This is a genomic window from Streptomyces sp. NPDC054796 (genome assembly GCF_053611545.1).
Genome location: NZ_JBSHAO010000116.1, coordinates 1 through 9,127, shown reverse-complemented (window position 1 = coordinate 9,127; position 9,127 = coordinate 1). Strand labels below are relative to the sequence as shown.

General features: G+C 70.5%; 12 protein-coding genes and 1 pseudogene. 11 read left to right on the top strand and 2 right to left on the bottom strand.

Annotation, left to right across the window (positions count from 1 at the left end):
• Positions 1–162 precede the first annotated feature (162 nt).
• The gene (locus ACWGJ2_RS39650; RefSeq protein WP_453351268.1) at positions 163–378 is read right to left on the bottom strand and encodes an I78 family peptidase inhibitor; all 216 of its coding nucleotides are present in this window, start codon (positions 376–378) and stop codon (positions 163–165) included.
• 269 nt (positions 379–647) lie between these two features.
• Between ACWGJ2_RS39650 and ACWGJ2_RS39645 the strand changes: the two genes are divergently transcribed.
• The 11 genes and pseudogenes from ACWGJ2_RS39645 (at position 648) to ctaD (ending at position 8,118) form a co-directional block, all read left to right on the top strand.
• Entirely contained in the window at positions 648–920 is a 273-nt protein-coding gene (locus tag ACWGJ2_RS39645) for a gas vesicle protein GvpO (RefSeq protein ID WP_453351267.1), read from the top strand.
• A gap of 60 nt (positions 921–980) precedes the next feature.
• Complete coding sequence (locus tag ACWGJ2_RS39640; protein WP_453351266.1) at positions 981–1,427, top strand: gas vesicle structural protein GvpA; 447 nt, start codon at positions 981–983, stop codon at positions 1,425–1,427.
• The gene (locus tag ACWGJ2_RS39635; RefSeq protein WP_453351265.1) at positions 1,427–2,209 is read left to right on the top strand and encodes a GvpL/GvpF family gas vesicle protein; all 783 of its coding nucleotides are present in this window, start codon (positions 1,427–1,429) and stop codon (positions 2,207–2,209) included. Before ACWGJ2_RS39640 ends, ACWGJ2_RS39635 begins: the two co-directional genes overlap by 1 nt.
• A 5-nt stretch (positions 2,210–2,214) precedes the next feature.
• Entirely contained in the window at positions 2,215–2,469 is a 255-nt protein-coding gene (locus ACWGJ2_RS39630; protein WP_453351264.1) for a gas vesicle protein GvpG, read from the top strand.
• Position 2,470: 1 nt separating this feature from the next.
• Positions 2,471–3,190, top strand: coding sequence for a DNA primase (locus tag ACWGJ2_RS39625; protein ID WP_453351263.1), 720 nt, complete (start codon positions 2,471–2,473; stop codon positions 3,188–3,190).
• Positions 3,183–4,241: an SRPBCC family protein gene (locus ACWGJ2_RS39620; protein ID WP_453351262.1), complete on the top strand. Its 1,059-nt coding sequence runs from the start codon at positions 3,183–3,185 to the stop codon at positions 4,239–4,241. The genes ACWGJ2_RS39625 and ACWGJ2_RS39620 overlap by 8 nt, the downstream gene beginning before the upstream one ends.
• Positions 4,238–4,549: a gas vesicle protein gene (locus ACWGJ2_RS39615; RefSeq protein WP_453351261.1), complete on the top strand. Its 312-nt coding sequence runs from the start codon at positions 4,238–4,240 to the stop codon at positions 4,547–4,549. The genes ACWGJ2_RS39620 and ACWGJ2_RS39615 overlap by 4 nt, the downstream gene beginning before the upstream one ends.
• Complete coding sequence (locus tag ACWGJ2_RS39610; protein WP_453351260.1) at positions 4,546–5,454, top strand: GvpL/GvpF family gas vesicle protein; 909 nt, start codon at positions 4,546–4,548, stop codon at positions 5,452–5,454. Before ACWGJ2_RS39615 ends, ACWGJ2_RS39610 begins: the two co-directional genes overlap by 4 nt.
• A 208-nt stretch (positions 5,455–5,662) precedes the next feature.
• A pseudogene (locus ACWGJ2_RS39605) lies at positions 5,663–5,809 on the top strand (gas vesicle protein); the annotation flags it as partial.
• 116 nt (positions 5,810–5,925) lie between these two features.
• Complete coding sequence (locus tag ACWGJ2_RS39600; RefSeq protein WP_453351259.1) at positions 5,926–6,222, top strand: gas vesicle protein K; 297 nt, start codon at positions 5,926–5,928, stop codon at positions 6,220–6,222.
• A gap of 138 nt (positions 6,223–6,360) precedes the next feature.
• A complete protein-coding gene (gene ctaD, locus ACWGJ2_RS39595; protein ID WP_453351258.1) occupies positions 6,361–8,118 on the top strand; it encodes an aa3-type cytochrome oxidase subunit I in 1,758 nt (585 codons plus the stop codon).
• Here ctaD and ACWGJ2_RS39590 read toward each other — a convergent pair.
• Positions 8,030–9,037 carry a helix-turn-helix transcriptional regulator gene (locus ACWGJ2_RS39590; protein WP_453351257.1) on the bottom strand — a complete coding sequence of 336 codons (1,008 nt, stop codon included), beginning with the start codon at positions 9,035–9,037 and terminating at the stop codon, positions 8,030–8,032. The genes ctaD and ACWGJ2_RS39590 overlap by 89 nt on opposite strands.
• Between the last annotated feature and the right edge of the window lie 90 nt (positions 9,038–9,127).

The window sequence follows — 9,127 nt, the reverse complement described above, 5'->3', positions numbered from 1 at the left end:
CGCGGGCCCGGTGGCGAGCCCGAGTCCGCGTATGCGTGGGGCGGCGCCCCGGTGTGCTGGGGCGCCGCACGTGGGGCGTTCGCGTCTGCTCCGGGCTCCCCGTAACCGTCCAGCCGGTCCGTCTCCCGGCGCGAGCGGGACGCCGGGACGCCGGGACGCCCCCTAGCCCTTCCAGCAGCGCACGACGGTGCCGTCCTCGACGGCGAGGTTCAGGCGTCCCGTGAGGTACTCCATCGTGATGATGGCGTCCGGTGCGAGCGTCCGTACGGTCGTCCACCCGTGCGCGTACGCACGCTGTTCCGCCTCGGCGCCGGTGAGCCCCACATAGGTCTCGGGCTCGTCCTGGGCAGGGTCTTGGGCTGCGGATTCTGGTGCCATGGCAGCAACCGTACGGCCTGCCCCATACAGCCGGAAGTAGTGACCGGATCCTTGCCGCGTCACACTTGTGTCACAACGCTCCCCGGGTGGTTTGACGTTACCCGTGTCACTCGTACGTGCCTTCTGTGCCCGGCCCTTTTCCGCGCCTCGCACTTCCCCGATTTCCCGTCAGGAAACGCCTGTCCACCACCTCTACAAGAATTCTTCCTGACATCCAATTCCGCCGTTTGGTTCGTCCGTTCGGGGTACTCGCGGCGCCGGGGTAACTCATGGCAGATGAAGAAGACATCGCACCGATCGAAGTGATGCGAGCGGCTCGCGACGAACTCACCGAGCTGACGGGCCTGAAGGCGGAGACGGTCTCGCGCCTGGAGTCCACCGAGGACGGGTGGCTCGTGCAGGTTGAGGTACTCGAACTCGCCCGCATCCCCGAAACGATGAGCCTGCTGTCCACCTATGAGGTGACCCTCACCAAGGACGGACAGCTCAGTGGCTACCAGCGCATCCGGCGCTATGAACGCGGCAAAGCGGACAAGTCCTGAGCGCTGAAGCCCGCGCCCATCGTCCGAGAGAAGCGCACCCAGGAGGGGTGACACAGCGACATGACCGTAGTTCCCGCACAACAGCAGTCCGGAGGCGGCGGCACCAGTGGCTTGTACGACGTACTGGAGCTGATCCTCGACCGCGGCCTGGTGATCGACGCGTTCGTCCGCGTCTCGCTCGTGGGCATCGAGATCCTCAAGATCGACATCCGTGTCGTGGTGGCGAGCGTGGACACCTACCTGCGCTTCGCGGAGGCGTGCAACCGCCTCGACCTGGAGTCCGGGCCCAACAAGGACCCCGGCCTCCCCGACGTCGTCGGCCAGATCACCGAGTCCGGCGCACGCGGCAAGTCCAAGGGCGCGCTCTCCGGGGCGGCCGAGACCCTCTCCGACGCCTTCAAGCAGGGCCGGGAGGGCGGCGAGAGCCGCGAGGAGAGCCGCGAGTCCGCGCCGCGCAAGCGCCGCAGCAGCACCTCGGCCACGCGCAGGAAGGAGGAGTCCGAGTAATGAGCGTCTACGTATACGGCATCGCACGCGCCGACCACCCCGCGCTGCCCGACCGGATGGACGGCGTGGGCGACCCGCCCCGTCCCGTCCGCTCGCTGCGCGAAGGCGGCCTCGCGGCCGTCGTCAGCGACTGCCCGCCTGACCTGCGGCCCAAGCGGCGTGACCTGCTGGCGCACCAGCAGGTGCTGTCGGAGGCGAGCGCCTCCGACGTCGTGCTCCCGCTGCGCTTCGGCAGCGTCTCCGAGGACGAGGACGCGGTGCGCGAGGTCCTCTCGGAGCACGCCGACCACTACCGCGACCAGCTCTCGGAGCTGGAGGGGCGGGTCGAGTACAACGTGAAGGCGGCGCACCGCGAGGACGCCGTGCTCCACCAGGTCGTGATGGAGGAGCCGGAGATCCAGTCCCTCAGTGCGGCCAACCAGGCCGCGGGCGGCGGCTCCCACCAGGACCGGCTGCGGCTGGGCGAGATGGTCGCGCAGGCGATCCGGGACCGCGAGGTCCGGGACGCGCGCAATCTGGAGGAGGCGCTGGCGCCGCACGCCGAGCGCTACTGCCCGGGCCCCGAGGGCACCGGCTGGCTGGTCAACCTGTCCTACCTGGTGGGCCGGGAGGCCACGGAGGACCTGCTGCTGGCCGTGGAGGAGTTGCAGGAGCGCAACCCCCACCTGGACATCCAGCTCTCCGGCCCGCTTCCCCCGTACAGCTTCGTCACGGCGCCCGACGACGCGGCGGCGCCCGCTCCGGAGAACGCCCCGCGGCCCGCTCCGCAGAACGCGGAGTAACCCTGATGGGCCTCATCAGCGAAATCCTGCTGCTCCCGGCCGCTCCCCTGCGTGGGACCGGCTGGGTGCTGCGGCAGGTGGTGGCGGAGGCGGAACGGCAGTACTACGACCCGGCGGCCATCCAGCTCGAACTCCGCCGCCTCGTGGAGGACCTCGAAAACGGGGCCATCGACGAGGAGGAGTTCGACCAGCGCGAGGACGCCCTGCTGGAACGCCTGGAGGACGCGCGCAGACGACAGACACAGCAAGGAGCTCACTGAGATGACGAACCGGCTGGCACTCACACTGGCCGTCGCGGGCGGCTATGTGCTGGGCCGCACGAAGAAGGCGAAACTGGCCATCGGGATCGGCGGCATGGTACTGGGCAAGCGGCTGAATCTGAGCCCCCAGCAGCTCACCAGGCTGGTGAGCGACCAGGTCAAGGCCAACCCGCAGCTCGCCGAGCTGGGCGGCCAGCTCAAGGACGACCTCTCCGGGGTGGGCAAGGCGGCCACCGGCGCGCTCATCAACCGCCGCCTGGACGCCCTCGCCGACTCACTGCACGACCGCACCCTGGACATCCAGGACCAGCTCGACCCCACGCGCCTCGCCCGTCGCGACGAGGAGGACGGCGAGGACGAGTACGAGGACGACGACCGCGCCCCACGCGACGAGCGGGCCGAGGACGAGCGGGCCGACGACCGGACCCGTCGGGACGGCGGGGCCGACGAGGCCGACGAGGAGCGGGACGGCGGCCAGGACGGCCGGAGCGGCAGGTCCGACGGCCGCAGGTCCGCCACCAAGACGGCCGCCTCCCCGAAGCGCACCACGACGCGGGGCACGAAGACGGCCAAGTCCACGGCCTCGTCCAAGGGCGCGAAGTCGTCGGCGAAGAACGCCACGTCCAAGTCCACGTCGGCCGCGAAGAGCACGGCCAAGACGGCCAAGAGCGCCAAGAAGGCCGGTACCGCGGGAGCGGGAGGGGGTGGCGGCCGTGGCTGAGCAGCAGCGCGACGGCGGTCCCGTCAGCGGGATCAAGGAGACCCTCACCAACAGCCCGGCGACCGGACGGCTCAAGGAGGCCGCCGCCTCCTACGCGGCGGCCCAGGCCCAGCGCCTGCTGGTCTCGACGGGCAGGAAGCTCGGCGAGACCACCAACCTCCTCAACGACGTGGCGGAGGGCCGCAGCCCGGGCCTCACCAAGATGGCGAGGGAGGGCGGCAAGAAGTTCGCCGAGGGCAAGGGCCCGCTGCGCTCCGTGCTGGAGATCGGCGCCAGCGGCGTCAAGGACAAGGCCAAGGACGCCTTCCAGAACCTGACCGGCGGCGGCAAGAAGAAGGGCGGTGGCGGCAAGGGCAAGTTCGTCACCATCGTCGAGCAGACCGACGTCGGCGTCCCGGTGCGGGAGGCGTACAACCAGTGGACGCAGTTCCAGGAGTTCAGCACGTTCGCCAAGGGTGTGCAGGGTGTGGAGGCCACGGACGACGTGTCGTCCAACTGGCGCGCCAAGATCTTCTGGTCCAGCCGTAGCTGGCAGGCGAACACCACCGAGCAGGTGCCCGACGAGCGGATCGCCTGGACCTCGGAGGGCGCCAAGGGCACCACGCGCGGCGTCGTCACCTTCCACGCGCTCACCGACACCCTGACGCGGGTGCTGCTGGTCATCGAGTACTACCCCAAGGGCCTGTTCGAGAAGACCGGCAACATCTGGCGTGCGCAGGGCCGCAGGGCCCGGCTCGACCTCAAGCACTTCCGCCGCTTCGTGATGATGCGCGGCGAGGCCACCGGCGAGTGGCGCGGCGAGATCCGCGACGGCGAGGTCGTACGGACCCACGAGGAGGCCCTGGAGGACGAGGACCGGGGCACCCACGAGGAGGCCCCGGAGGACGAGGAACCGGAGGACGAGGAACCGGAGGACGAGGACCGCGGCGCCCACGAGGACGACGTCTATGAGGACGAGGAGGAAGAGGAAGAGGAGCCCGCCGAGGACGAGGACGAGGAAGCGGAAGCCGAGGCGGACGAGCGCGAACCCGAACCGGAGCGTGTGCGATGACGACTGTTCCCGAACGCTATGCCTCCTCCAACGGCGGCTCGAACCTCGCGGACATCCTGGAACGCGTCCTCGACAAGGGCATCATCATCGCGGGCGACATCCGCATCGACCTGCTCGACATCGAGCTGCTGACCATCAAGCTCCGGCTGATCGTCGCCTCCGTCGAGCGTGCCGAGCAGATGGGCATCGACTGGTGGCGCGACGACCCGTCCCTGTCCTCCAACGCCCGCAGGAACGAGCTGGGCAAGGAGAACGAACGGCTCCGCGAGCGCATCGCCGAGCTGGAACGGAAGGAAATCGAAGAGTGAACGCGCGACTCACCTACGTCTACGGGGTCGTCCACGAGGACGCCGTCCTCACCGGCACCGGGACGGGGGGCGGGCCCGCGGCTGCCCCGGCGGAGCTGCGCGGGGTGACCGGAGTGGCCGGAGCGCCCGTGCACACCGTGCGGCACGCGGGGCTGGCCGCGCTGGCCAGCCCCGTGCCCGCCGAGGACTTCGACGAGGCGGGTCTGCGGCGGCACCTGGAGGACATGGCGTGGCTGGAGGCGGCGGCCCGCGCCCATCAGGGCGTGGTCGACCACGCGGCCCGTACCGCCTGCGTCCTCCCCCTGCGGCTGGGCACCGTCTGCCACGACGAGGAGGGCGTCAGGCGCCTGCTCGACGAGGGCCACGACCGGTTCACCGCGGCGATCGCCGCGCTGGAGGGGCGGGTCGAGTGGGGCGTCAAGGTCTTCACGGAGACAGGACCGGAGACACAGGAGCCCGCCACCCCCGCAGCCCCCTCCCCCACGACGGGCGACGGCACCGGCGCGAGCGGCAGCGGCAGCGGCAGCGGAACCCGCACGCGCACCGTCCCCTCGCGCGGCGCGGGCCGCGCGTATCTGCGGCAGCGCGGCCAGGCCCGTCGCACCGAGGAGGAGCGCACGGCACGCGCGGACGCGTGCGCGCGGGGCGTCCACGACATCCTCGCCGGCCTTGCCGAACGCCACAGGCTGCACCGCCCGCAGCACCCCGAGCTGTCGGGCGAGCGGGCCGAGAACCTGCTCAACGCGGCGTATCTCGTGCCGGACGGGCAGTCGTCGGCCGAGTTCGCGCGCCGCGTGACCGAGCTGGCCGAGAGCACGAAGGGGGTGCGGATCGAGCTGACAGGCCCATGGGCCCCGTACTCGTTCGCCGAGGTGGTGACACGTGACGCGCCCGCACACGGCTGACTCCGGCACCGGCCCCCGCGACGGCTCCGGCGCCCCGGCCGCCACCGCCCGCGGCCGCCCCGGCCCCCGCGACGTGGACCCCGTCGAGCGGGCACTCCAGGAGCGGGGGCCCACTGTCGGCGCGGGGGCCAGGCGGCGGCCCGATCCCGAACTCCACGAGCCCGTACCCGGCGAGCCGTTCGCACAGCGCCAGGTCGCCCTCGTCGACCTGCTGGACAGGCTGCTGGCGGGCGGCGCGGTCATCGCGGGCGACCTGACGCTGCGCATCGCGGACGTGGACCTGGTGCGCATCGATCTGCGCGCGCTGATCAGCTCCGTCAACGAACGAGTGCCCTCTCCCTTCACCGATGTGAAGCCGCTCGACGATCCGCGCACCGCCCAGGACCCGCCGCGGGAGCGCCCGCTTGACCACCCGTACGACGACGACCTGGACCACCCGTACGACGACGACGCGACCGAGGAGCCCCCCTCATGAGCGACAGCGAACGGACGCCGCACCGCACCGTGGAGCTGGACCGGGACACCGTCGAGCGCGACCTGATGAAGCTGGTGCTCACCATCATCGAGCTGCTGCGGCAGCTCATGGAGCGGCAGGCGCTGCGCCGGGTGGACGTCGGCGATCTGACGGAGGATCAGGAGGAGCGGATCGGGCTGACGCTGATGCTGCTCTCGGAGCGCATGGACGAGCTGTGCGAGCGCTACGAACTCGACCCGCGCGATCTCAACCTCGACCTCGGGCCGCTCGGGCCATTGCTGCCGCCACGGTGACGCCCCATCATGGCGTGAGCCCGTGTAAAGGCCCCGTGTCCGTGCCGTGCGCCGCATGCCGCGCACGTCCACGCCCGCCGTGGCCCGCACGGGCGGCGCAGCCCGTTACGCACGCACAGCGGAAGCGAGGGGGCAGGGATGGCGACGCAGACCACTGAGGCGAGCACGGGTCCGGGAGCGTTACGGCGCACCCGGCGGCCCGGCAGCGTCGTCGTGGACTGGCTGACGACCACCGACCACAAGAAGATCGGCCACCTCTATCTGGTGACCTCGTTCGTATTCTTCCTGGTCGGCGGCGTGCTCGCGCTGATGATGCGGGCCGAACTCGCGCGTCCGGGGCTCCAGTTGATGACCAACGAGGAGTTCAACCAGGCGTTCACGATGCACGGCACGATCATGCTGCTGCTCTTCGCCACGCCCACCTTCGCGGGCTTCGCGAACGAGATCATGCCGCTTCAGATCGGCTCGCCCGACGTGGCGTTCCCGCGGCTGAACATGCTCTCGTACTGGCTGTTCCTCTTCGGCGGCGTCATCGTGATGGGCAGCTTCATCGTCCCGTCAGGGCCCGCCGCCTTCGGCTGGTTCGCCTACGCGCCGCTCAACTCGCTGACCCGCTCGCCCGGCATCGGGGCCGATCTGTGGATCATGGGCCTGGCGCTCGCGGGCTTCGGCACGATCCTCGGCGCGGTCAACTTCCTGACGACGATCATCGGGATGCGCGCGCCGGGCATGACGATGTTCCGGATGCCGGTCTTCACCTGGAACACCCTCTTCACCTCGATCCTCATCCTGATCGCCTTCCCGGTGCTGGCCGCCGCGCTGCTGTGCCTGGAGGCGGACCGGCGCTTCGGTGCCGTCGTCTTCGACTCGGCGAACGGAGGGGCGCTGCTGTGGCAGCACCTCTTCTGGTTCTTCGGGCATCCGGAGGTCTACATCATCGCGCTGCCGTTCTTCGGCATCGTCACGGAGATCATCCCGGTGTTCTCGCGGAAGCCGATCTTCGGCTACGTGATGCTGGTCGGCGCCACGATGGCCATCACGGGCCTGTCGGTCGTGGTCTGGGCGCACCACATGTTCGCGACGGGGGCCGTGCTGCTGCCGTTCTTCGCGTTCATGTCGTTCCTGATCGCGGTGCCGACGGGGGTGAAGTTCTTCAACTGGATCGGCACGATGTGGCGGGGCTCCGTCTCCTTCGAGACGCCGATGCTGTGGTCGGTCGGCTTCCTCGTCAGCTTCCTGTTCGGCGGCCTGACGGGGGTCCTCCTGGCGTCTCCGCCGCTGGACTTCCATGTGACGGACACCTACTTCGTGGTGGCCCACTTCCACTACGTGGTCTTCGGCACCGTGGTCTTCGCGACGTTCGGCGGCTTCTACTTCTGGTGGCCGAAGTTCACCGGGAAGATGCTCGACGAACGCCTCGGGAAGATCCATTTCTGGACGCTCTTCGTCGGCTTCCACACCACCTTCCTGGTGCAGCACTGGCTGGGCGTCGAGGGCATGCCGCGCCGCTACGCCGACTATCTGGCCGCCGACGGCTTCACCGCGCTCAATACCCTCTCGTCCATCGGCGCCTTCCTGCTCGGTCTGTCCACGCTGCCGTTCCTCTACAACGTCTGGAAGACCGCCAAGTACGGGGTGCGGGTCGAGATGGACGACCCGTGGGGCTTCGGGCGCTCCCTGGAGTGGGCGACGTCCTGCCCTCCGCCGCGCCACAACTTCACGACCATGCCCCGCATCCGCTCCGAGTCCCCCGCCTTCGACCTGCACCACCCGGAGATCCCCGCCGAGTCCCAGGAACCGGGCCTGGTCAGGTCGGCAGGCCCGGCCGGTCCGTCGGGTCCGACCGGTCCATCGGGTCAGGCAGCGCGCGGGAGAGACGGTCGCGCAGAGCCGTGACGTAGGCGTCGAACCCCTCCGGTTCGCGCACCTCGAAGTCGAAGCCGAGCAGCAGGATGTGCACGACGAGCGCCTCCGGCGAATGTCCGCCCGTGCGCAGCAGGCAGCTCTCCGCGTCGACGGCCTCCAGCGTGCCCGTCGAGAGCGAGATCCGCTCCGCCGCGCGCTCCATCGGCGCCCGCAGCAGCACGGTCGCGCTCACGGCGTACGCGTGCGTCGAGACGCCCTCGGACACCCACGCCGCCAGGTCCTCGGCGGGCGGCGTACGGGGAGCGAAGCGCGGCCCGTGCGGCGGTGTGAGGGTGATGCGGTCGACGCGGTAGGTGCGCCAGTCGGCGCGGTCCAGGTCCCAGCCGACGAGGTACCAGCGCCGCCGCGTGCTCACCAGCCGGTGCGGTTCGACGCTGCGGCGCGACGCGCTCTTGTCGTGCGACTCGTAGGCGAAGCGGACGCGCTCGTGGTCCCGGCAGGCGTGCGCGAGCTGGGTCAGCACGGCGGGATCGACGGAGGGGCCCGTGTGCGAGCGGGTCATGGGGACGGTGTACTCGGTGAGCGCCGCGACCCTGCGGCGCAGCCGGTGCGGCAGCACCTGTTCGAGCTTGGCCAGCGCCCTGACGGAGGACTCCTCGATGCCGCGCACCGCGCCGTCGGCCGCGCCCTGGAGACCGATCGCGACGGCGACGGCCTCCTCGTCGTCGAGCAGGAGTGGCGGCAGCTCGGCACCCGCGCCCAGTTGATAGCCACCGGCGGTGCCGGTGGCCGAGTGGACGGGATAGCCGAGGCCGCGGAGGCGGTCCACGTCCCTGCGGACGGTGCGCGCGGTCACCCCGAGCCGGTCGGCCAGCTCGGCCCCCGACCACTCGCGGTGGGCCTGGAGGAGCGAGAGCAGACGCAGCAGCCGTGCCGAAGTCTCAAGCATGGCGTGAGTGTGCCACCGGTCGCGGACAGCTTCTGTCCGCGGCCGCTTGGACAAGTTAACTGGGTACCCACGGTTTGGTCACAAGATTTT

Coding starts and splice junctions, on each gene's coding strand:
- ACWGJ2_RS39645 (WP_453351267.1), top strand. CDS start 648: ATGGCAGATGAAGAAGACATCGCACCGATCGAAGTGATGCGAGCGGCT.
- ACWGJ2_RS39630 (WP_453351264.1), top strand. CDS start 2,215: ATGGGCCTCATCAGCGAAATCCTGCTGCTCCCGGCCGCTCCCCTGCGT.
- ACWGJ2_RS39650 (WP_453351268.1), bottom strand. CDS start 378: ATGGCACCAGAATCCGCAGCCCAAGACCCTGCCCAGGACGAGCCCGAG.
- ACWGJ2_RS39600 (WP_453351259.1), top strand. CDS start 5,926: ATGAGCGACAGCGAACGGACGCCGCACCGCACCGTGGAGCTGGACCGG.
- ACWGJ2_RS39640 (WP_453351266.1), top strand. CDS start 981: ATGACCGTAGTTCCCGCACAACAGCAGTCCGGAGGCGGCGGCACCAGT.
- ACWGJ2_RS39590 (WP_453351257.1), bottom strand. CDS start 9,037: ATGCTTGAGACTTCGGCACGGCTGCTGCGTCTGCTCTCGCTCCTCCAG.
- ACWGJ2_RS39615 (WP_453351261.1), top strand. CDS start 4,238: ATGACGACTGTTCCCGAACGCTATGCCTCCTCCAACGGCGGCTCGAAC.
- ctaD (WP_453351258.1), top strand. CDS start 6,361: ATGGCGACGCAGACCACTGAGGCGAGCACGGGTCCGGGAGCGTTACGG.
- ACWGJ2_RS39625 (WP_453351263.1), top strand. CDS start 2,471: ATGACGAACCGGCTGGCACTCACACTGGCCGTCGCGGGCGGCTATGTG.
- ACWGJ2_RS39635 (WP_453351265.1), top strand. CDS start 1,427: ATGAGCGTCTACGTATACGGCATCGCACGCGCCGACCACCCCGCGCTG.